Genomic DNA, 21630 nt, shown 5'->3' with positions numbered 1-21630 from the left:
CGGGGATGTTGCTCCTCACGGTCGGTGCCGCGAGGAGGCGAGCGTCGATCAGGGGCTGACGGTCGTCGCTGCGACTGTGGCGACCACCGCCGCGCGCACCTTCTCGAGGAAGGCGGCGATGACGCGCGCTTCCTGCGCCGGCAGCCGCGCCGCGAGGTCGCGAAGCTGAGTCGTCAGCGGGTCGAGGTGGTCCGGGTCGGCGGTCCGATCGAACGGCCGTACCAGCTTCTTCCGGCGGTCGCGAGGGTGAGGCTCGACGTGGACCATCCCGCGGGCGACCAGCCGGTCGATGAGCGCCGTGCCCGCAGCCGGCGAGAGGTGCACGGCGTTGGCCACCATCGTCGGAGTGACCTCGGCGCCGTCTACGCGCTCGAGGAGGAACCGCATCGCGGCGCGATCCGTCTCGGTGAGGCCGGACTCGTGCTGACGGCGCCGCGCCAGACGAGCCTCGGCGAGGCGGAGCTGCTCCAGCACCTCGGCGACGTCGGGTACGTCGTCGGGCGCTGTCTGCGCTGACTGCGCGATGTCCTGCGTCATGACATGCCCCAATCGTGTCCCGTCGATTATGCACCGTGACGTCGAATAGTTCAATGAGAGATATCTCACTACCTGAATATCCGGTATTGAAGTATCATGGAGCGCAACCGGAAGGATGGCCGAACCATGGCGCAACTCTTCTACGGCGCACAACCGGCGCCGATCGAGATCCCCGATCTCCTCCTCGCACACGTCAAGGTGGTCGTCGCCACGAAGCTGCGGCGGAACGAGTGCTTCATGATGTCGTGGGCTCACGCAGACGGGTCCGGTCGCTCGTCGATCTGGGTGCAGCCCTCTATACCTATGCGGTTCGTCTTCGAATCGGCCGAGGCCCCTCAGCTCGACCGGGAGTTGCTCGCATCGCTCGCCGTGGCCGCCAGCTCGAACAGCGGGCTCGTTCTTCACCTCGACGACCTCCGGCGGGAGGAGGCGGGTGCTCCCGCCGCAGCACCCACCCCGTCCGCTGACCCCGAGCGCGTGCTGACCGCGGCCTGACCAGCCGCCGGTGGGTCGGCGCCGCGCGGGATGTCAACCCCCGCGCGGTGAGTTCCCACGCGTGCACAGAATCGAGGGGTGCCCCACCTCGGGGATCTGCGAGCGACGCCCGCGGCGACGGGCCGAGAGGACGGAACCATGAAGGCGCTGACGTGGCAGGGACGACGCGAGGTCGCGGTCGAGGATGTGCCCGATCCGCGGATCGAGCAGCCCACCGACGTGATCGTCCGGATCACCTCGACGGCAATCTGCGGCTCCGACCTCCATCTCTACGAACTCTTCGGGCCGTTCATCGACAAGGGCGACGTGCTCGGCCATGAGCCGATGGGGATCGTGGTCGAGGTGGGCGACGACGTCTCGCAGCTCGCCGTCGGCGACCGCGTCGTCATCCCCTTCAACATCGCGTGCGGGCAGTGCTTCATGTGCGTGCGCGGACTGCAATCGCAGTGCGAGACCACACAAGTGCGCGAGTACGACAGCGGCGCCGCTCTGTTCGGCTACACCAAGCTCTACGGCCAGGTGCCCGGCGGTCAGGCCGAATACCTGCGTGTCCCGCTCGCCGACCATAACCACATCCGCGTCGGCGATGACCTTCCCGATGATCGCTACCTCTTCCTCAGCGACATCCTTCCCACGGCGTGGCAGGGGCTCCAGTACGCCCATGTCCCCGACGGTGGGACGGTGGCGGTCATGGGGCTGGGGCCGGTCGGCCAGTTCGTCGCCCGTGCCGGCGTGCACCTCGGCTACCGGGTGCTCGCCGTCGATCCGGTGCCCGAGCGCCGGGCGATGGCCGAGCGCCACGGCGCGTCGGCCTTCGACCTGACCGACGACATCGTGGCCGAGCTGCGCGATCTCACCGAGGGGCGGGGCGCTGACGCCGTCGTCGATGCGGTCGGTCTCGAAGCCCACGGCGATCCGATGATCGCGTTCGCCCAGCGCGCGGCGGGCATGCTGCCGGATCCACTCGCCCGGAAGGTGATGGACACCGCTGGCATGGACCGGCTCGCCGCCGTCTACGCTTCGATCGATCTCGTGCGCCGCGGCGGCACGGTGTCGATCAGCGGCGTCTATGCGGGTGACGCCGACATCCTGCCGATGAAGACCATGTTCGACAAGCAGATCTCGCTGCGCATGGGGCAGTGCAACGTGAAGCGGTGGGTGGATGCGCTCGTCCCGCTCGTCGAGGATCCGGCTGACCCGCTCGGGGTCATGGATCTGACGACGCATCGCGTGCCGCTGAGCGACGCGCCCCTCATGTACAAGACGTTCCAGAAGAAGGAGGACGGCTGCATCAAGGTCGTGCTCCAGCCGTGAGCGGGCACGCGGCATCCGGTTCCCCCTCATGGCACGCATCGGCACCTCGGGCTGGAGCTACGACCACTGGAACGACGTGCTCTACCCTCCGCGGCTGCCCGCCGGCGCACGGCTCGAGACGTATGTCCGGGAGTTCGACACCGTCGAGCTGAACGCCTCGTTCTACCGCTGGCCGCCGCCGACGCGGTTCGCGTCGTGGTGTGAGCGGCAGCCGCCCGGCTTCGAGATGGCGGTCAAGGCACCGCGCGGACTGACCCACGCGCGCCGGCTGCTGCATCCGGAAACGTGGATCGAACGCATCGAAGCCGGCCTGCACGAGCTGGGCGTTCGACGCGGTCCGCTCCTCGTCCAGCTGCACCCGTCGCACCAGCGCGACGACGCCCGTCTCGATTGGTTCCTGCGGCACCTGCCCGCGTGGGTGCGGCCGGTGGTCGAGTTCCGCCATGACTCGTGGGCGACGGAGGATGTCTTCCGGCTGCTCGAGCACCGGGGTGCGGGCTACTGCGTCATGAGCGGCGCACGGCTACCGTGCATCCTTCGGGCCACCGCCCCGATCGTGTACGTGCGGCTGCACGGACCGGATCAGGAGCACCTCTACGGCGGCTCCTACTCCGACGACGACCTGGCATGGTGGGCGGCGCGCATCCGGGAGTGGGAGGGATCGGGTCACACGGTCTACGCCTACTTCAACAACGACGGCGAGGGTCACGCGGTGCGCAACGCCCGCACTCTGCGCGGCATGCTGGGCACCTGACATCGGTGAAGCGGCCTCCCCGCTGCGGTCGCGCGCATCCGGAGCCCTTTGACCTCTGAGGCCTGTCACCTAAACTCCACTGGAGTATTTCCCCCCGAAGTACGGCGCTGTCTTCCCCCGGTACGACGCCGTATCCCCGATGCGGGCCCCCACCCGCCGTTCATCGGAGTGCCATTGGTCCGAGTTCAGCCGTCCACGCCCCCCGGCACGGCGCCCACGCGCGCCGCGGTCCGCGCGGCGCAGCAGAAGAAGCGCTCGCTGATCCTGGTGGGCGTGATCCTGCTCCTGGTCGTCGCCTTGGTCGCCGTGCTCGGCGTCATGTTCGTGCGCGGATTCCCCGGCGCGGCCGCACAGCAGCCCGCGTCCGAGGGCGCGTGCCTCCCCGCGTCGCTGCGCATCACCGCCGACCCGGCCGTCGCCCAGGCGCTGGAGTCGATCGTCACCGATCTCACTGGGACCCGTACCGACTGCCCCGACGTGTCGGTCCGGGCTGAGGATAGCGCGATCACCGCTGCAGCGATCACCGAGGGCACGGCGCCCGACTTCGACGTGTGGGTGCCCGACTCCGCGATGTGGCCCGCGCGGGCGACCGGCATGGCAGAGCTGCGGGAGGTGGATGCCGCGGACCTCGTCGTCAGCGGCACGGTGGCCAGCACGCCGGTGGTCTTCGCGACGACGGAGGACACCGCGACCGCGCTCGAGTCCGAGGGAGCCGGATTCGCGAGCCTCGCCGACGGAACGGTGTCGGCGGTCCTGCCGGACCCGTCGGCGGTGGCCGGCAGCTCGGCCGCCCTGCTCGCGCTGCAGACCGCGGTCGGTGGCGATGCACGGGTCTTCACGGCGCTCGCGCTCGGCCTCGAGCGGGGAGTCGTCGCGACGGCTGCAGACGCGCTCGCCGCGGCATCCGCTGCCACCACTCCGACCATCGCGGTGACGACCGAGCAGGCCCTCCTCGCGTATGGAACCGCCGCCGACGCTCCGCTTGTGCCGGTGTTCCCCGCTGATGTGAAGCCCGCCGTCAGCATGCCGCTCGTGACGCTCGGCGACGCGACGGTCGACACGCTCGAGGCCGTCGACGTGCTGTCCGAGGCGGTGGCCGGCGCATCGGAGCGGCTCGCCGAGTACGGACTGCGGGATGCCGCCGGCAACGCCACCGGTGCCACGGGCGGCGACGCCGCAGTGGTGGTGGCCGACCCCGCCGACGGCGCCAACCAGGCGGAGGCGCTGCGCACCTGGCAGATGCTCACCGCGCCGTCGCGCATGATCGCGCTCAACGACGTCTCGGGATCCATGAACCAGCCCGCGACCGCTGACATGCGCCGCATCGATCTGTTCGAGCAGGCCGCCGTCCGTGCCATCAACTCGCTCTCGGACGACTCCTCGATCGCGAACTGGGTGTTCTCCAGCCGTCGCATCGGCGGCCAGGACTGGCAGGAGATCGTGCCGTTCGGCGAGCTGGGCGACCCGGCGCACAAGCAGCGAATGATCGACTCGGCGAACGGTCTCGACAGCCTCGTCGGCGGGGGCACCGGCCTCTACGACAGCGTTCTGGCCGCCGTGACCTATCTGCGCGAGACGTACGTCGCGGGGCAGGTCAACCTCGTGCTGCTCAACACCGACGGCTTCAACGAGGACGACGAGGGTCTCGACCTGCCGGGTCTGCTCGTCGAGCTCGAGAAGTTGCGGGATCCGACGAAGCCGGTCGCGGTGATCGCGATCGGCTACGGTCCCGACACCGACCAGGCCGCGCTGGAGCAGATCGCCGCAGCCACGGACGGCGCGGCCTATCAGGCGCTCAAGCCGACCGACATCGGCACGGTGCTGATCGACGCGGTCACGCAGCGCGGCTGCCGCCCGAACTGCGGGTAGTGATCGAGCGGATGCCGCGACCGCAGGGTTGTGGTGTCAGCGGCGTCGCGCGGCCTGCGGTCTGGCGCGGTGCGGCGTGGCGCGGCGTGGCGGATGCGACGCAGCGCGGCGAGCGAGCCTCAGGCGCGCTGGTCGTCGTGGTGGAGATGGTCGCGGTGCTTCTCGGCCTGACGCTGCCTCGTCGGCAGGTCGAGCGGACCCGTGACGGTGCGCTCGTCCTCCCAGCACTCGATCCCCGTCACGCCGGGCAGAAGGTCGCGCGTGAAGACCGGATCCCTCCCCGCGCGGCGCTGGCGGGTGTAGTCACCGAGGAGCTTGAACGCGATCCCGGAGAGCAAGCCGATGGCGACGAGGTTCGTCAAGGCCATCAACCCCATCACGCCGTCGGCGAAGTTCCAGACCAGGTCGGCGCCGACGACCGAGCCGCCGAGCACCGCGACGACGACGAGGATGCGGTACACGGTGAGCACCCACGGCCGCGTGGTGATGAACTCGATGTTCGATTCTCCGTAGTAGTAGTTGCCGAGGATCGACGAGAACGCGAGCAGGAAGATGATGACGCTCAGCGCGATGCTCGACCAGCTGCCGAGCGTGCTCACCAGCGCGTCCTGGGTCAAGCCGATCCCTCGGGTGGCGTTACCCAGGTCGGGAACCGACACCAGGATGATGAATGCGGTGATCGAGCAGACGAGGAAGGTGTCGAAGTAGACGCCGAGCGTCTGCACGAGGCCCTGCTTCACGGGGTGGGTGACGGCGGCGCTCGCCCCGGCGTTCGGCGCGGAGCCGAGTCCTGCCTCGTTGGAGAACATCCCGCGCTTCACGCCCGTCAGCACGATGTACCCGAACGCGGCTCCCACCACCTCGTTGAATCCCCACGCCTGGGTGAAGATCTCCGCGAACACCGGGCCGATGCGATCGACGTGCAGCGCGACGACGACGATCCCGAGCAGGAGGTAGGCGAGCGCCATGATCGGGACCAGGAACTGGGTCACCGACGCGATGCGGCGCACACCCCCGAAGACGACGAGACCGGTGAGGACCGCGATGCCGAGGCCGACGCCCCACGGCAGCCATGCCGTGTCGGAGCCGACGGTCGCCGTGACCGTCGCCGAGATCGTGTTCGCCTGCAAGGAGCTGAAGGCGAAGGGGAAGCACACGATGAGGATGCTCGCGAACCAGACGCCCAGCCATCGCGCCTTCAAGCCGCGCTGCATGTAGTACGCGGGTCCGCCTCGGAAGCTGTCCTTGTCGCGCACCTTGAACAACTGTGCGAGCGATGACTCGATGAAACTCGACGCGCCGCCGATGAACGCCATCAGCCACATCCAGAACACCGCGCCAGGCCCGCCGACCGCGATGGCGGTGCCGACGCCGGCGATATTGCCGACTCCGACCCGGGACGCCGCAGAGATCGTGAACGCCTGGAATGCCGAGACCGACTGCGGCTCACCCGACTCGGTGCGCGGGGTCTTGTCGGTCAGGGTGCGGAGCATCTCGGGGATCAGCCGGAACTGCACGACGCCCGACCTGATCGTGAAGTAGATGCCGAGCAGCACCACGACCGGCAGCACGATCCAGGTCCAGAGATTGTCGCCCCACGTCAGCAACCATGCATTAACGGCTTCCATGCGCGTCAGTATGTCTTAGTCGCTCGCCCTTGCGCACGCATGGTTCGGTCGCGCCACGGGGTCGCGACCCGGCGAGCATCAGGCCTCGACGGTGACGCGCTTGCCGGTGATCGGGAACAGCGCGCGGACTGCGATCCAGCCCAGGGCCGCTCCGACGATCTGAGCGGCGATGAACGGGAGCGCTGACGCGGGCGAGATGCCGGCGAAGGTGTCGGTGAACATCCGCCCGATGGTGATGGCTGGGTTCGCGAAGCTCGACGATGACGTGAAGAAGTACGCCGCCCCGATGTACGCACCGACAGCGGGGGCCGCCAGGTGCGAGCGCCCGGTGCGCACCAGCGCGAAGATGACCACGATGAGGCCGGCTGTCGCCACCACTTCGCCGAGAAGGAGCGGCCACCCGGATCGCTGGGTCGTGCTCCAGGCAGCGGCGGGCTCGGCGAACATCAGGTTCGCGAGAATGGCGCCGGCGATGCATCCGATCACCTGGGCGGGGAGGTAGACCGCCGCGATCGACCACTTCTCGCGGTGGAGGGTGATGTCGGCGAGGGTGACGACCGGGTTGAAGTGAGCGCCCGAGATCGTCGCGAACACGAGGATGAGGACCGTGAGGCCCAGGGCGGTCGCGAACGCGTTCTCGAACAGCTGCAAGCCGGTGTCACCAGGGGAGAGCCGCTCTGCGGCGATTCCCGAACCGACCACCACGGTCGCCAGGCCTGCGCTCCCGAGGAACTCTCCCGCCGCGGCGCGTGCGCTGCTCACGAGGTGACGAAGAGCTGTGACACGCGATCGAGCGCTCCGGGCACGAGTGCGTAGTACGCCCAGGTGCCTCGCTTGCTGCGAGTGAGGAATCCGGCCTCGCTGAGCACCTTGAGGTGGTGCGACACCGTCGGCTGGCTCAGCCCGACGGGGTCGATGAGATCGCAGACGCACGCCTCCGCGCCGTCAGAGGCGGCGACGATCGAGAGCAGTCGCAGGCGCGTGGGGTCTGCAAGGGCCTTCATGGTGTGCGCCAGCTGCTCCGCGTCCTCCGGGGAGAGCGTCTCGCGCACGAGCGGCGTGCAACATGCGGCGGTCACATCGGTCACCTCGAGCGGGATCATGCATCGACAATAGTCAATATTGACAGCCATCGATAGGTGGGTGCAGACTGCGATATCGAAAGTCATCGATATACGGAGGCACCTCGTGACCCTGCTCGATCTCACCCCCCGCGTCGCTACGAGCGACCGCCTCTCGACTCTTCCTGTCGTCGTGATCGGAGCCGGCCCGATCGGCCTCGCCGCCGCTGCACATCTCATCGAGCGCGGCATCGACGTGGTCGTCCTCGAATCCGGCGACAGTATCGGCGCGAGCATCCGCTCGTGGGGCCACACGCGGCTGTTCTCGCCGTGGAAGCATCTGGTCGACCCTGTCGCCCGCCGCATGCTCGAAGCATCCGGGTGGGAGCTTCGCGACCCCGAGCGAGCGCCGACGGGCGCCGAGCTGGTGGAGTTCTACCTGGAGCCGCTGGCGGCCCTCGACCCGATGGCATCCGTGATCCGCACCGGCACCCGCGTCGTCGCCGTGACTCGCGAGGGGATGGACCGAACGCGTTCCCGCGCGCGCGCAGCCACGCCGTTCGTCCTCCGCGTCACGACGGACGACGGCATCGAGGAACTCTCGGCACGGGCGGTGATCGACGCATCCGGCACCTACTCGACGCCGAACCCGCTGTCCTCGAACGGGCTCGGGCTCCTCGGCTTCGACGAGATCGCGGACGCCGTCATGCCGGCTCTCCCAGACGTGCTCGGTCGCGACCGTGCGCAGTTCGCCGGGCGGCACACCACGGTGGTCGGTGCGGGCCACTCAGCGGCGAACGCCCTGCTGGGCCTTGCCGAGCTCGCGCGCCAGGAGCCGGGCACCACTGTGACCTGGTTGATCCGCAACGCCCAGGCCGTGCGGGTGTCCTCCTCTCCTGACGACGAGCTCGCCGACCGCGCCAAGCTCGGCAGCCGCGTCGACCAGGCCGTCGCCGCGGGAACGGTCACGGTGGTCGACGGGTTCGAGATCCTTCGTGCACGGCGCATCGACGGTCATGTCGAGCTGGTCGGTCACCGCCGCGGCGAGGTCGTCACGCACAAGACCGATCTCGTGGTCAACGCCACGGGATTCCGCCCCGACCTCGACATGCTGCGCGAGATCCGCCTGGAGCTGGACGACATCGTCGAAGCGCCCAAGCGACTGGCCCCCCTGATCGACCCGAACGTCCACTCCTGCGGCACCGTCGAGCCGCACGGCTTCCGCGAGCTCACGCACCCTGAGAACGGGTTCTTCATCGTCGGCATGAAGTCGTACGGCCGCGCCCCCACCTTCCTCCTCGCGACCGGGTACGAGCAGATTCGCTCGGTGGTCGCGTGGCTGGACGGCGACCTCGCCTCTGCCTCGCAGGTCGAGCTGGTGCTGCCGGCGACCGGCGTGTGCTCCACCGACCTTGCCGGCGCAGCAGGAGGCTGCTGCTCGTGACACAGATCCGGCCGATGGTTCCCGAGGACTGGACCGACGTCGAGCGGATCTACGCGCAAGGCATCGATGACGGCGAAGCGACATTCGAGACGACCACGCCGACGTGGGAGGCGTTCGATGCCGGCAAGCTCCCGTACGCACGGCTGGTGGCTCTCGGTGATGTCGGCGAGGTGCTCGGCTGGGCGGCGGCCTCCCCTGTCTCGACCCGCCCGGTGTACTCCGGGGTCGTCGAGCACTCGGTCTACATCGACCGCGATGCGCGTGGCGGCGGCATCGGGCGCGCTCTCCTCGACGCGTTCATCCAGGCGGCGGAGGACGCCGGTGTCTGGACGATCCAGTCCAGCGTCTTCCCCGAGAATGCCGCCAGCCTGCGCGTCCACGAGAGAGTGGGATTCCGAGTAGTGGGGCGTCGCGAACGGATAGCGCGATCCGGCCTCGGGCCGCACGCGGGCCGGTGGCGCGACACGGTGGTGATCGAACGCCGCAGCGAGCGCAACGGGACCGACTGAATCAGCCGGTCGATAGACTCCGATCTATGAGTTCTGACGGGTCGCGGGGGATGGCTGCACTGGCCGATCCGACCCGGGCGAAGATCCTCCGGCTCATCCGCGATTCCCCGGACGGCCGTCAGCTCGTCGGGCGACTGGCCGAGACCCTCGCCCTCCGGCAGCCCACCGTCAGTCATCACATGAAGGCTCTCCTCGCGGAGGGCATCGTCGTCCGCGAACCCGACGGGCGACGGGTCTGGTACTCGATCGCACCCGACCAAGCCGCGCGCGTCGACGCGCTCCTCGACAGCAGGCCCGCCGTCAGCCCTCCCGACCTCGAGCGCATCGTCGCCGACCTCTCGACGCGCTACCGCGGGACCTTCAGTCCTGAGACGGTCCGCGCACAGGTCTCCGAGAGCTACGAACTCCTCGCTGGGGCCGCCGCTCCACCTCTCATCGCCTCGCGGACGGCCGCGTTCGTCGCCACTCGGCTCGACGCGTTGAGCCGAGTCGCAGGTGATCGCCCTGACCGACCGGAGGTGCTGTTCGTCTGCGTGCAGAACGCCGGGCGCTCCCAACTGGCAGCGGGAATCCTCCGGCAGCTGGCCGGCGACCGTGTGACCGTCCGGACGGCGGGCTCCGCCCCCGGGCCGGAGGTGCGGTCGTCGATCGTCCATGCGCTCGACGAGATCGGCATCTCGATCGGCGGCGAGTTTCCGAAGCCCTTGACGGACGAGATGGTCCGCGCGGCGGACGTCGTCGTCACGATGGGCTGCGGCGACGCGTGCCCGGTCTATCCGGGCCGCCGGTACCTCGATTGGGATCTGGAGGACCCGGTCGGGAAGCCGGCGCCCGTCGTGCGCGGCATCCGAGACGACATCGAGCGACGCGTGCGCACCCTCCTGGACGAACTGCTCCCGACCTGACCGTTCATCTGCCGTTCACCCCCCCCGACCAATAGATCAGCATCTATGCTTCTTGAAGTGAGCGAGCGAGAGAAAGCGAGACCACGTGTCTGAGAAGCCCACCGTCCTGTTCGTCTGCGTCCACAACGCCGGCCGCTCCCAGATGGCCGCCGGCTACCTGCGCGCGCTCGGCGGCGACCGCATCGAGGTGCTGTCTGCGGGCTCGGCGCCGAAGAACGAGATCAACCCCGTAGCTGTCGCGGCGATGGCCGAAGAGGGCATCGACATCGCAGGGAACTCGCCGAAGGTGCTGACCGTGGAGGCCGTGCAGGAGTCCGACGTCGTCATCACCATGGGCTGCGGTGACGCGTGCCCCATCTTCCCGGGCAAGCGCTACGAGGACTGGGAGCTCGACGACCCTGCGGGGCAGGGAATCGAGGCGGTGCGACCCATCCGCGACGAGATCCGGCGCCGGATCGAGACACTGATCGGCGAGATCCTCCCGGATGGACGGGCGGCGTGAGTGTGTCCGTTGGCGGCGGCTAGGGGGACTCCGTCGCTTCGCTGCGCTCCTCCTCGAATCGCTCTGCCGGTCAACATGAGAAACGCGCCGCCCCTCCGGGACGGCGCGTTTCTCATGGCGGAGGATAGGGGATTCGAACCCCTGAGAGCTTTCACTCAACACGCTTTCCAAGCGTGCGCCATAGGCCACTAGGCGAATCCTCCATGGCCCCGGAGGGCCACAGGCCATCCTACCTGGTCGCGGGAGCGCCTCCTGCGTACACGCTCCCGGGCCGCACGATGAGCGATCGCGGGGCGATGACGGCCAGGATGCGACGCGCCGGAGGCGCCGCCGCCAGCAGCTGCGCGCGCACGGCGGTCGCAGCATCCATCGCCGCGTCTCCCATCCAGTAGTCCCGCCCGCCGGCGGGCGCATACGAGGCCCGCTCGATCGCGACCGCCAGCGTGTACATGTCGTCGGCGTCGGCGCCGTGCTGGTCGATGAGCCGCTGCGCGAACGCGCGCGGGGTCTCGCTGGCCGGCACGGCGATGCCGGCGTCGATCGCGGCATCCTGCACGATCATCCACGCCGCTGCGGCGTCGCCGCCCCGGGCCGCGAGCGTGAGCTGCCGGCGCCGCAGCTCGCGTGCCAGGAACGGCAGGGCGAGCACGAACAGGATCAGCAGCACGACGCCGAGCATCGGCAGCGGGTTCGCGGTGCCGAGCGGAGTGCCGGGCAGGGCCTCGTCGCGCGGGTCGAGAGGGCCGTTGGGTCCCTGCTCGGAGCTCGGCGTCGGCGAGGGCGCCGCGCCGGGGGTGGCGGAGTTCGGATCGTCGGTGTCGCCCGGCAGCGACGCGGCGGGGGAGAAGGATGTCGGCACGCCGAGTCCTGCGGTCGGCTCGAACGGGATCCACCCGGCGTTGTCGAAGTACACCTCCGGCCACGCGTGCAGCAGTGAGCTCGACACCGAGTAGACGACCTGGTCGTCGACGGAGTCGGTGGTCGCGACGCCGGGCAGGTACCCGATCACGATGCGCGTCGGCATGTGGAGGGTGCGGGCCATGAGTGCGAACGCCGACGCGAAGTGGATGCAGTAGCCCTGTCGCCGCTCGAGGAACTCGGCGACCGCTTCGGCGCCGCTGCCGTCGAAGCCCTCTTCGACCGGGGCTTCGAGCGAGTAGCGGAACTCGCCGCCGCGGAACCAGCGCTGCATCGCGATGAGGCGGTCGTAGTCGTTCGTGGCGCCCGCGGTCACCTCAGCGGCCAGCTCTGTGACGATCGCGGGTGTCTCCGGCGGCACCTGAGTGGTCTCGTCGCGAAGCTCGGGTCCGCCCGCGTTGTACGACCGGATCTGCTCGAGCGTCGGACGCGCCTGGTTCGAGACGACCGTGTACGCCTGGCCCTGCGTCGTCCCCGACTGCGAGATGACGGTGCGGTTGTAGGGGACGGCCGCCCAGCGTCCGTCGAGGCCGGTGACCTCGACCGCCGGGTAGGGGACAGGCAGCCACACCGAGGCGAGGCTCATCACCTCGACGTCGGTCGTGTACTCCGCCAGCCGCACGTCTTCGGCCACGCTCACCGTGCCCAGGCCGAACTCGCTGTCGAGGGGAACGGTGCGCACGCGGTCCGGCTCCCACACGCCGCCCTCGAACCGCGACAGCGTCGTCGCCCGAAGGTACGGCGGCGACGGTGCGTTCGAGCGCACACGCAGCACCTCGATCTGCTCCGGCCGGCGGAGGTCGTCACCGAGTTGCAGCGTCGCGTCGATCCCGGGCCCGCCGCCGAGGCCGGTGCCCGCGCGCATGAGGGGCTGGGGCAGGAGCGGCGTCGCGACGACGGTGACCACGACCGCGATCGCACCGATCCCGAGCGCCGTCGCCGGCACACCGGCGGTGCGTTCGGCGTCGCGTTCGAGCGGGCGCTCACGCGACCGGGTCTCGGCCCGGATGAGGAAGAGGATCGCGACGGCGAGGAACACGAAGGCGACCACATCGACTTCGCGCGGCACCGCGATCGCCGGGATGAGCGAGACCGCGACGATCCCGATCGACGCCAGCAGCGGCATCCGCGCGGTGAGCACGACGTGATCGACGATGATCGTGAGCAGGCCCATGGAGCCGACGATGAGGAAGGCGAGCGGGGCGGTGTCTTCGAGCGGCGCGGCGCCGAGGATGATCTCGTCCATCGCGTCGTCGAACAGAGGCGGCACCGCGCGGATCGTCTCGGGGGTCGGGATGACCCACAGCAGGGCCGTGTCGCGCAGGAAGACCGCGGTCATCATGGCTACCCAGACGCCCGCCTCGATGAGGCTCACGGCGACGGCCGGCAGGCGGAGACGCCGGGCGCCGTAGCCGGCGGTGAGCACGAGGGTCGCGATGACGACCGAGCCGAGCAGCCAGCCGCCCGGCTTGACGACACCGATGACCGGCATGAGCGCGGCCAGCAGCGCCACCAGCAGGGAGAGGGTGAGCAGCCGCTCGCCGCCGCGCCGTGTGCGCGGGGAGTCGTCAGAGGACGGCATGGCTCACTCCTCGCCCGACCGCGTTGCCCCACGCCGCCGCGAGATCGCCGTCCGGGTCGATCGCCGCGACCCGCCAGCCGTGGTCGGCCGCCCGGTCGAGCGCGTCTCCGAGCGGTCCGACCGCGAGCACCATCGGCAGCGTGCTGTGGTGCGCGACCGGTGCGATCGCGTCTGCGTCGGACGGATCGAACCGCCCCACGATGAGGATGACGGGTCCGGTCATGACGCCGGCGAACAGCCGGGTGAGCCGGGCGAGGCTGTCGTCCCGGCGCGCCGTGAGGGTCGCGAAGTGGCTGAGGAGCGCTTCGACCTCGACCATGTCGCCGCCGTCGATCCGCTCGGCCAGGACGGTGCCGTCGGAGTCGAGCACCTCGACCGCGTAGCCGTCGTGCACCAGGCGCGCCACCGCTGACACGCATGCCGACACCGCCATCTCGAACCCGGGGTCCGTGCCCGGTGCCTGCATCGCCTCGGCCGCCCAGCGCAGCACGCCCCGGTCGAGGACGACGCTCGCCTCGGGCGTCGACTCCTGCTCCTCCTGCCTCACCATGAGCTCGTCGCGGTGGGCCGTCGCGCGCCAGTGGATGCGGCGCATCGAGTCACCGGGGATGTACGGCCGGGCGACGAGGTTGTCGGCCCCCTGGCCCAGCTGGTTCGTCGTGGTGTGCAGCGTGCCGCCGGTCTCGCCGGCGAAGTCGGTCAGGGGCGGCAGGTCGATCAGCGCGGGGGCGACCGTCACCGCCGTGCGCTCGCCGAACAGCGTGCGGCGCCGCGCGAGTCCGAACGGGTCGGTCGAGCGCACCGAGAGCGGTCCGATGGCGTGCACACCGCGCTTCACGCCGGTGACCGTGTACGACAGGTCGACCACCCGCTCGCCGCCGCGCAGCCCCGATCCGAGCGCGGGGAACACGCCCTCCGACCGGCCACGCAGTCCCTTCGGGAGTGCATCGTGCCACGTGCCGGGCGGGGTGGGCACCGCAGTGCGCACGCCCACGCGGACGGAGACGGTCGACGTGCGGCCGACGGTGACGACGTCGGGCGTGAACGACCGCGTCACGACATCGGTGCGCCGGGTGAGGTAGAGCGACGCGATGCTCGCGCCGGCCACCGCCAGCAGCAGGATGCCGAAGTACATGAGCTCCGTGATGCCGAACTCGTTCGCCATCACGAAGCACGTGATCGCCAGGATGATCGCTCCGGTGCCTCGCACCGTCAGCGGCCACAGGCGTCTCATCGCGGACTCACTGACGCGGCGCGATGGGGACGCGCACGCTCGAGGCGATGCGCTCCAGAATCGTCGTGATGGCGTCGGCTGCCCCGCGCGCACGCGCGCCGCCGGCCGAGCGGGTCGGGATGAGACGGTGCGCGAACACCGGCGCGAGCAGGGCCGTGATGTCGTCGGGGATGACGAACCCGCGTCCGTCGAGCGCCGCCCACACCTTGGCCGCCCTCACGAGCTGCAGGGTCGCCCGGGGGCTCGCGCCGAGCCGCAGGTCGGAATGGGTGCGTGTTGCGTGCGCCAGGGCGACCGCGTAATCCTCGATGGGGGGAGCGACGTGCACCGCGCGCGCCCACGAGATGAGCTCCGTCACCTGGTCGGCCGAGACGACCGCCGACAGCTGGTCGAGGGGGTTCAGCGTGTCGCGCTGGCGCAGCATGAGCGCCTCGGACCGCTCATCGGGGTAGCCCATCGAGATGCGCATCATGAAGCGATCGCGCTGGGCCTCGGGAAGCGCATACGTGCCTTCCATCTCGAGCGGGTTCTGCGTCGCCACGACGAGGAACGGCTCGGGCACGTAGTGCGTGCGCCCGTCGACCGTCACCTGGCGCTCCTCCATGGCCTCGAGCAGCGCGGACTGGGTCTTGGGGGACGACCGGTTGATCTCGTCGGCAATGACGATGTTCGCGAAGATCGCCCCCTGCTTGAACTCGAACTCCCGCTCGACGGGATTGAACACGCTCACGCCGGTCACGTCGCCGGGCAGCAGATCGGGAGTGAACTGGATGCGGCGCACTGTCGCGTCGACGGAAGCGGCCAGGGCCCGCGCGAGCATGGTCTTGCCGACGCCCGGCACGTCCTCGATGAGGAGGTGCCCCTCGGCCAGGAGGCACACCAGCGCGCTGCGCACCGCTTCCGGCTTGCCGTCGATCACGCTGCCCACGCCGCCGAGGATCGCGTCCGTCGTGCGGGCGAAGTCCTCTGCCGTCAGCGCCCCGCGCGCACGCGCCTGCTCCGTCATCGCGGTATCGACCATCGCAGACTCCTGTCGCGCCCTGGAACGAGCGTGTCGGGTGGTGCGGGCATCCTCGCCCCGCGACCGATCCTAACCGCGGGGAAATGGGAGCGGTATGGCCGCCGCTGGGAGAACGCTGGGCGCGGGACCGCCCTCCTGCTGTGCCGCGGAGCGCCCCGGTGCCATGATGTGGCCATGACCGACTACGACAAGCGCACGCGCGGCGTGCTGATCGCCCTGCTCGGCGGTGTCGCCCTGGTGATCGTGATCGCGCTGATCGCGGTCTTCACTCGCGGCGGAACCGCGACCCTCGATCCGGAGAGCCCCGAGGGCGTCGTGCAGCAGTACAGCCAGGCGGTGATCGAGGGCGACACGCGGGCGGCGATCGAGCTGCTCATCCCCGAGATCGCCGAGGACTGCCGCCGCACCGGCGGGGGTGACGGCGATCACCGCGTCACGCTGACCGAGACGACTGTGGACAGCGACTCCGCGCGCGTCGAGGTGGTCATCGCGACGGTGTACGGGTCGGGCCCGCTCGGCCCCGACGAGTACGAGAGCGACGGCGTCTTCCAGCTCGAGCAGGTCGGTGGTCAGTGGCTGATCGCGACCACCCCGTGGGAGCTCACGGTGTGCGACCAGAGCGGAGCCGGTCTGTGACCGCCCCGGCCGCATCCGGCGCGCCGGCCGCGCCGGGCCGCGCGCAGGGGGTCGTGCGCCGGGTCATCGTCTTCGTCATCCTGTTCGCGCTCGTCACCGTCGCCGCGATCGGGCTGAGCGGCCTGCTCGAGCGCGCGATCGGCGGCACGATCACCCTGGCCGGAGGCCCCGCAGCCCTCGCCCAGTCGCTGGCCTTCACCTTCATCGGCGCGCCCCTGGCCGGACTGCTGTGGTGGTGGGAACGGCGCCGGCTGCTCGATTCGGATGACCGGGCGTCGCTCGCGTGGTCGCTCTACCTCGCGGCGATGTCCACCACGGCGCTCGTCACCGCGACGGTCGCCCTCAGCTCCGCCGCCGCGGCGGGCATCGACGGGGTGTGGCGCCCGGGCAGCCTCGCGACCGGCGTGGTGTGGACGGGTGTGTGGCTCTGGCACCGATCGCAGCGGCGCAGCGCGCGGCTGTCGCCCGCGCGACTGCCCGACCTCAGCGCGATCCTCGGCTGGGTGTACGGCGTCGGAGTCTTCGCGACCGGCGCGATCGCGGCGCTGGCCGCCCTCGTCGGGGAAGCGCTCGCCCCGGTGGCGGTGCCGCTGGCGAGCTCGCAGCAATGGTGGGTGCCGCTGCTTCAGTCACTCGTGTGGACCGCGCTCGGAGGGTTGGTGTGGTGGTGGCACTGGCGGCGTGAGGGTGCGCGCACCGCGCCCGGAGCCTTCGCCGGCGTCGCGCTGGTGATCGTGGTGGGTGCGGCCGCCGCGGTGACGCTCTTCGCGATCGGCACGGTGCTCTTCGTGCTGCTGCGACTGGTGCTCGACACCGCACCGGCCGCCGAGGCGATCGCGCCACTGGACCGCGCGATCGCCGCTGCCCTTGTCGGCGGCATCGTCTGGGTGATCCACGCGCGAGTCGTCGCCCTCCGTGCCGACGCGACGCGCCGCGGCGCCCGGCTCGTCGTCTCGGCCGTCGCGCTCATCGGCGCGGCGAGCGGATTCGGGGTCGTCGTCAACGCGCTTCTGGCTGCGCTGACGCCGACGCTGGCGGGCGACAACGCCCGCACGCTGCTGCTCGGCGGTCTCAGTGCGCTCGTGATCGGTCTGCCGGTGTGGTGGCTCGCCTGGCGGCCCGGGCGGGCGGTGCCGGTCGAAGATGCCGCGTCGACGGCGCGACGGGTGTACCTGGTTGCGGTGTTCGGGGCCAGCGCGATCACCGCCATCGTGACGCTGCTCATCATCGGCTACCGGCTCTTCGAGTTCGTGCTCGACCCGGGCGGCGCTGGGGGACTCATCGAGCGGATCCGCGGGCCGGTCGGCCTTCTGGCGGCCACCGCGATCGTGTTCGCGTACCACTTCGCCGTCTGGCGACGCGACCGCGCCCTCGCTCAGGAGGCGGCGCCCGAGCGGCCTCGCACGGTGGGTCGCATCGTGCTCATCGCAGCCGCCGCCCCCGCCGACATCGGCGAGCATGTCAAGGCCGCGACTGCGGCATCCGTCGTCCTCTGGCAGGCGACCGACGGAGCCGGGCCGGTCGACGACGCCTGGGTCGCGCGCCTCCCGGCCGCACTCGAGGGGGTCTCGGCCCCCCGAGCGCTGGTCATCGCCGAGCCTGACGGGGGAGTGCGGGTGATCCCGCTCGCCGGGTGACCGGCGGTCGAGGTCACGCCCCGCCGCGCGACCGGGTTAGACTGGTGTCAGCTCTCCGCGAGGCGGCATCCAGGCCAACTCCCCCAGGACGGAAACGTAGCAAGGGTAACCAGGCTCTGCCGGGTTCGCGGAGAGTCTTACTTTTCCGGCTCTTCCCGGGGGATCCGCGTGCAGCGGCGCACGCGCCCCGCGTGAGGCCCGTCGCCCATAGGCTTGTCGCGTGGCGCAGAGCATCTTCATCACGTCAGCAGAAGGCCACTCCGGCAAATCGACCGTCGCGTTGGGTGTTCTCGACGCGCTGAGTCACGCGACCCCCCGCGTCGGCGTCTTCCGGGCGATCGCCCGCTCCACCGCCGAGCCCGATTACGTCCTCGAGATGCTGCTCGACCATGACGGGGTCCAGCTGCCGTATGAGGACTGCATCGGAGTCACCTACGACGATGTGCGTCAGAATCCGGATGCCGCGCTCGCGACGATCGTCGAACGCTACAAGGCGGTCGAAGCGCAGTGCGACGCGGTCGTGATCCTCGGCAGCGACTACACCGACGTGGGCAGCCCGGCCGAGCTCGGCTACAACGCGCGCATCGCCGCGAACCTCGGCGCGCCCGTCCTCCTCGTGCTGGGCGGGCGATCGGCGCAGACCCAGACGCGTCCCGAGCAGCTCGGCTCGTCGCTCCCGCGCACCGCGGCCGAGATGGGCAAGATCGCCGACCTCGCGCTCGCCGAGCTCGCCCACGGCCGTGCGGAGCTCTTCGCCGTCGTGGCCAACCGCGCCGAGCAGTCCGAGGCCGAGGCGACGATCGCGGCGATCCGGCGGTCGGTCGAGACCGCGCTCGGCCCGGGCAAGCGCGTGCCCGTGTGGGCGATCCCCGAGGACCGGTTCCTCGTCGCCCCCTCGATGCGCGGCATCATGCGCTCCGTCGGCGGCGAGCTGCTCGCCGGCGACCCGGAGCGCCTCACGCGCGAGGCGCTCGCCGTCGTGGTCGCGGGCATGTCGATGGTCAACGTCCTGCCGCGCCTGCTCGACGGAGCGGTCCTGGTCATCGCGGCCGACCGCACCGAGGTGCTGCTCGCCGCACTCCTCGCGAACGCGTCGGGCACCTTCCCCTCCATCTCGGGCATCGTGCTCAACGGCGGATTCGACCTGCCCGAGCCGGTCATGCGCCTGCTCGACGGACTCGGATCCAACGTGCCGATCGTGACGACCGAGCTCGGCACCTACGAGACGGCCGCGCGCATCATGAGCACCCGGGGCCGGCTGGCCGCCGACTCGCAGCGCCGCTACGACACCGCCCTCGCGCTCTTCGAGCAGAGCGTCGACACCGACGAGCTGCTCGAGGCGTTCGGCGTCGCGCGGGCGACGGTCGTCACGCCGCTCATGTTCGAGTTCCAGCTCATCGAGCGCGCCCGCGCCCAGCGCAAGCGCATCGTGCTCCCCGAGGGCGACGACGACCGCGTGCTGCGCGCGGCGGCCACGGTGCTCAAGCGGGGCATCGCCGACCTCACGATCCTGGGCGAGCCCTTCGAGGTGCGCGCCCGTGCGGTCGAGCTCGGCATCGACATCCAGGCGGCGGAGGTGCTCTCGCCGCTCGACGCCGTGCACGTCCACAAGTTCGCCGCGGAGTACGCCCGGCTGCGCGCCCACAAGGGGGTCACGGTCGCGCAGGCGGCCGACACCGTGACGGACGTCTCGTACTTCGGCACGATGATGGTGCACCTCGGTCTGGCCGACGGCATGGTCTCGGGCGCAGCGCACACGACCGCGCACACGATCCGGCCCGCCTTCGAGATCATCAAGACCACGCCGGGGGTCTCGGTGGTCTCGAGCGTGTTCCTGATGGCGCTCGCGGACCGCGTGCTCGTCTACGGCGACTGCGCCGTGATCCCCGATCCGACGTCGGAGCAGCTCGCCGACATCGCGATCTCATCGGCGGCGACTGCGGCGCAGTTCGGGATCGAGCCGCGCATCGCGATGCTGTCGTACTCGACGGGGGAGTCGGGCTCGGGCGCAGAGGTCGAGAAGGTGCGGGATGCCACGGCCATCGTCCGCTCGCGGGCTCCCGAGCTCCTCGTCGAGGGGCCTATCCAGTACGACGCGGCCGCAGACGCCGCCGTCGCGGCGGCCAAGATGCCGGGTTCCGATGTGGCGGGCCGCGCCACGGTGTTCATCTTCCCCGACCTCAATACGGGCAACAACACCTACAAGGCGGTTCAGCGCTCCGCCGGAGCCGTGGCGATCGGGCCGGTGCTGCAGGGCCTGAACAAGCCCATCAACGACCTGTCGCGCGGCGCGCTCGTCGACGACATCGTCAATACGATCGCGATCACCGCGATCCAGGCCCAGGGGGAGTGAGCATGTCTCCGGTGCTGGTCGTCAACTCCGGCTCGTCGTCGTTCAAGTATCAGCTCATCGACATCGACACCGAGACGACGCTCGCGTCGGGCCTCGTCGAGCGGATCGGCGAGCCGACCGGGCGCGCCACGCACACCGTCGTCGCGCCGCCGACCGACGGGCCGGCGCCGACGATGCTGAACGCGACGCACACGCGCGAGCTGCCGATCCCCGACCACACCGCGGGCTTCCGCGTCATGCTCGACGCGTTCGCCTCCGACGGACCCTCGCTCGACGAGCACGCGCCGATCGCGGTCGGTCACCGTGTCGTCCACGGGGGTGCGCGGTTCTTCGAGCCGACCCTGATCACGCCGCTCGTCGAGATCAACATCGACGAGCTCTCCGTGCTTGCCCCGCTCCACAATCCCGCGAACCTCGCCGGCATCACGGCGGCGAAGGACGCGTTCCCCGACGTCCCGCACGTCGCGGTCTTCGACACCGCCTTCCATCAGACGCTCGAGCCGCACGTCTACACGTATGCGATCGACGCCCGGCTCGCGGCATCCCACCGCATCCGGCGCTACGGGTTCCACGGCACCTCCCACAAGTTCGTGAGCGAGGCGGCGGCGGCGTTCCTCGGCCGGCCGCTCGCCGACCTGCGGCAGATCGTGTTCCACCTCGGCAACGGCGCATCCGTCACGGCGGTCGACGGTGGACGCTCGGTCGAGACCTCGATGGGCTTCACGCCGCTCGAGGGGCTCGTGATGGGCACCCGGTCGGGTGACATCGACCCGGCGGTGCTGTTCCACCTCGCCCGTCGCGACGGGCTGTCGATCGACGACCTCGACGACCTGCTCAACAAGCGCAGCGGCATGCTCGGCCTTGCCGGGTCGTCCGACCTGCGCGACATCCGCGCCGCCGTCGAGCGCGGCGACCCGCAGGCGATCCTCGCGTACGAGGTGTACGTCCACCGGCTGCGCGCGTACGCGGGTGCGTATCTGGCGCAGCTCGGCGGCGTGGACGTCATCTCGTTCACCGCGGGGGTGGGCGAGAACGCCCCGCTCGTGCGGGCCGCGGCGCTCGAGACGCTCGGCTTCGCCGGGATCGAGGTGGACCACGAGCGCAACCAGGCGCCGGGCCGCGGCATCCGGATCATCTCGACGGATGCCTCGGCCGTGACCGTCCTCGTCGTGCCGACCGACGAGGAGCTCGAGATCGCCCGACAGACCGTGAGCGTGGCGCGGGGCTGACC

The 21630-nt window shown here is 70.5% G+C and carries 19 protein-coding genes, 1 tRNA gene and 1 other RNA gene; 13 read left to right on the top strand and 8 right to left on the bottom strand.

Translation table 11 applies throughout. From position 1 onward, the window contains the following. Positions 1-48: 48 nt before the first annotated feature. The gene (locus ACFC1W_RS02125; RefSeq protein WP_375988038.1) at positions 49-537 is read right to left on the bottom strand and encodes a MarR family winged helix-turn-helix transcriptional regulator; all 489 of its coding nucleotides are present in this window, start codon (positions 535-537) and stop codon (positions 49-51) included. A 126-nt stretch (positions 538-663) separates the two neighbouring features. On the opposite strand from ACFC1W_RS02125, the gene ACFC1W_RS02120 reads away from it, so the two are divergent. The 4 genes from ACFC1W_RS02120 (at position 664) to ACFC1W_RS02105 (ending at position 4969) form a co-directional block, all read left to right on the top strand. Beyond that, positions 664-1032, top strand: a complete 369-nt coding sequence (locus ACFC1W_RS02120) for a hypothetical protein (RefSeq protein WP_375988035.1) — start codon at positions 664-666, stop codon at positions 1030-1032. A gap of 138 nt (positions 1033-1170) precedes the next feature. Then, entirely contained in the window at positions 1171-2346 is a 1176-nt protein-coding gene (locus ACFC1W_RS02115; protein ID WP_375988032.1) for an alcohol dehydrogenase catalytic domain-containing protein, read from the top strand. Between the two features lie 28 nt (positions 2347-2374). After that, positions 2375-3100: a DUF72 domain-containing protein gene (locus ACFC1W_RS02110; protein ID WP_375988029.1), complete on the top strand. Its 726-nt coding sequence runs from the start codon at positions 2375-2377 to the stop codon at positions 3098-3100. A gap of 174 nt (positions 3101-3274) precedes the next feature. After that, positions 3275-4969, top strand: a complete 1695-nt coding sequence (locus tag ACFC1W_RS02105) for a hypothetical protein (RefSeq protein ID WP_375988026.1) — start codon at positions 3275-3277, stop codon at positions 4967-4969. A 119-nt stretch (positions 4970-5088) separates the two neighbouring features. On the opposite strand, the gene ACFC1W_RS02100 is transcribed toward ACFC1W_RS02105, so the two are convergent. From ACFC1W_RS02100 to ACFC1W_RS02090, 3 genes are all read right to left on the bottom strand, one after another. Further along, positions 5089-6597, bottom strand: a complete 1509-nt coding sequence (locus tag ACFC1W_RS02100; protein WP_375988023.1) for an alanine/glycine:cation symporter family protein — start codon at positions 6595-6597, stop codon at positions 5089-5091. Positions 6598-6675: 78 nt separating this feature from the next. Further along, positions 6676-7359 (bottom strand): aquaporin, encoded by a 684-nt coding sequence (locus ACFC1W_RS02095; RefSeq protein WP_375988020.1) that lies wholly within the window; start codon positions 7357-7359, stop codon positions 6676-6678. Then, positions 7356-7700 carry an ArsR/SmtB family transcription factor gene (locus ACFC1W_RS02090; protein WP_375988017.1) on the bottom strand — a complete coding sequence of 115 codons (345 nt, stop codon included), beginning with the start codon at positions 7698-7700 and terminating at the stop codon, positions 7356-7358. Before ACFC1W_RS02090 ends, ACFC1W_RS02095 begins: the two co-directional genes overlap by 4 nt. 85 nt (positions 7701-7785) lie before the next feature. Between ACFC1W_RS02090 and ACFC1W_RS02085 the strand changes: the two genes are divergently transcribed. The 4 genes from ACFC1W_RS02085 (at position 7786) to ACFC1W_RS02070 (ending at position 11018) form a co-directional block, all read left to right on the top strand. Next, entirely contained in the window at positions 7786-9102 is a 1317-nt protein-coding gene (locus tag ACFC1W_RS02085; protein WP_375988014.1) for an FAD-dependent oxidoreductase, read from the top strand. Between the two features lie 14 nt (positions 9103-9116). After that, positions 9117-9611, top strand: a complete 495-nt coding sequence (locus ACFC1W_RS02080; protein ID WP_375991372.1) for a GNAT family N-acetyltransferase — start codon at positions 9117-9119, stop codon at positions 9609-9611. A 26-nt stretch (positions 9612-9637) separates the two neighbouring features. Then, positions 9638-10516, top strand: coding sequence for a metalloregulator ArsR/SmtB family transcription factor (locus ACFC1W_RS02075; protein ID WP_375988011.1), 879 nt, complete (start codon positions 9638-9640; stop codon positions 10514-10516). An 85-nt stretch (positions 10517-10601) separates the two neighbouring features. Further along, positions 10602-11018 carry an arsenate reductase ArsC gene (locus tag ACFC1W_RS02070; protein ID WP_375988008.1) on the top strand — a complete coding sequence of 139 codons (417 nt, stop codon included), beginning with the start codon at positions 10602-10604 and terminating at the stop codon, positions 11016-11018. A gap of 115 nt (positions 11019-11133) precedes the next feature. Here ACFC1W_RS02070 and ACFC1W_RS02065 read toward each other — a convergent pair. The 4 genes from ACFC1W_RS02065 to ACFC1W_RS02050 form a co-directional block, all read right to left on the bottom strand. Next, positions 11134-11221, bottom strand: a tRNA-Ser gene (locus ACFC1W_RS02065). 26 nt (positions 11222-11247) lie between these two features. Next, complete coding sequence (locus ACFC1W_RS02060; protein WP_375988005.1) at positions 11248-13518, bottom strand: transglutaminaseTgpA domain-containing protein; 2271 nt, start codon at positions 13516-13518, stop codon at positions 11248-11250. Continuing rightward, positions 13505-14752: a DUF58 domain-containing protein gene (locus ACFC1W_RS02055; RefSeq protein ID WP_375988002.1), complete on the bottom strand. Its 1248-nt coding sequence runs from the start codon at positions 14750-14752 to the stop codon at positions 13505-13507. Before ACFC1W_RS02055 ends, ACFC1W_RS02060 begins: the two co-directional genes overlap by 14 nt. Before the next feature lie 7 nt (positions 14753-14759). Next, a complete protein-coding gene (locus tag ACFC1W_RS02050; RefSeq protein ID WP_375988000.1) occupies positions 14760-15773 on the bottom strand; it encodes an AAA family ATPase in 1014 nt (337 codons plus the stop codon). A 174-nt stretch (positions 15774-15947) separates the two neighbouring features. On the opposite strand from ACFC1W_RS02050, the gene ACFC1W_RS02045 reads away from it, so the two are divergent. From ACFC1W_RS02045 to ACFC1W_RS02025, 5 genes are all read left to right on the top strand, one after another. Further along, positions 15948-16409, top strand: a complete 462-nt coding sequence (locus ACFC1W_RS02045) for a hypothetical protein (RefSeq protein WP_375987997.1) — start codon at positions 15948-15950, stop codon at positions 16407-16409. Beyond that, the gene (locus ACFC1W_RS02040) at positions 16406-18046 is read left to right on the top strand and encodes a DUF5671 domain-containing protein (protein ID WP_375987994.1); all 1641 of its coding nucleotides are present in this window, start codon (positions 16406-16408) and stop codon (positions 18044-18046) included. Before ACFC1W_RS02045 ends, ACFC1W_RS02040 begins: the two co-directional genes overlap by 4 nt. A 46-nt stretch (positions 18047-18092) precedes the next feature. Then, an RNA gene (ffs, locus tag ACFC1W_RS02035) (signal recognition particle sRNA small type) lies at positions 18093-18189 on the top strand. 77 nt (positions 18190-18266) lie between these two features. Continuing rightward, complete coding sequence (gene pta / locus ACFC1W_RS02030) at positions 18267-20399, top strand: phosphate acetyltransferase (RefSeq protein ID WP_375987991.1); 2133 nt, start codon at positions 18267-18269, stop codon at positions 20397-20399. Positions 20400-20401: 2 nt separating this feature from the next. Then, complete coding sequence (locus tag ACFC1W_RS02025) at positions 20402-21628, top strand: acetate/propionate family kinase (protein WP_375987988.1); 1227 nt, start codon at positions 20402-20404, stop codon at positions 21626-21628. Positions 21629-21630 lie beyond the last annotated feature (2 nt).

The sequence above is a fragment of the Microbacterium sp. NPDC056003 genome, from assembly GCF_042274785.1.
In the GTDB taxonomy this organism is placed as follows: domain Bacteria; phylum Actinomycetota; class Actinomycetes; order Actinomycetales; family Microbacteriaceae; genus Microbacterium.
The sequence above is the reverse complement of the archived record's forward strand: the minus strand, read 5'-3'. Positions and strand labels throughout refer to the sequence as shown.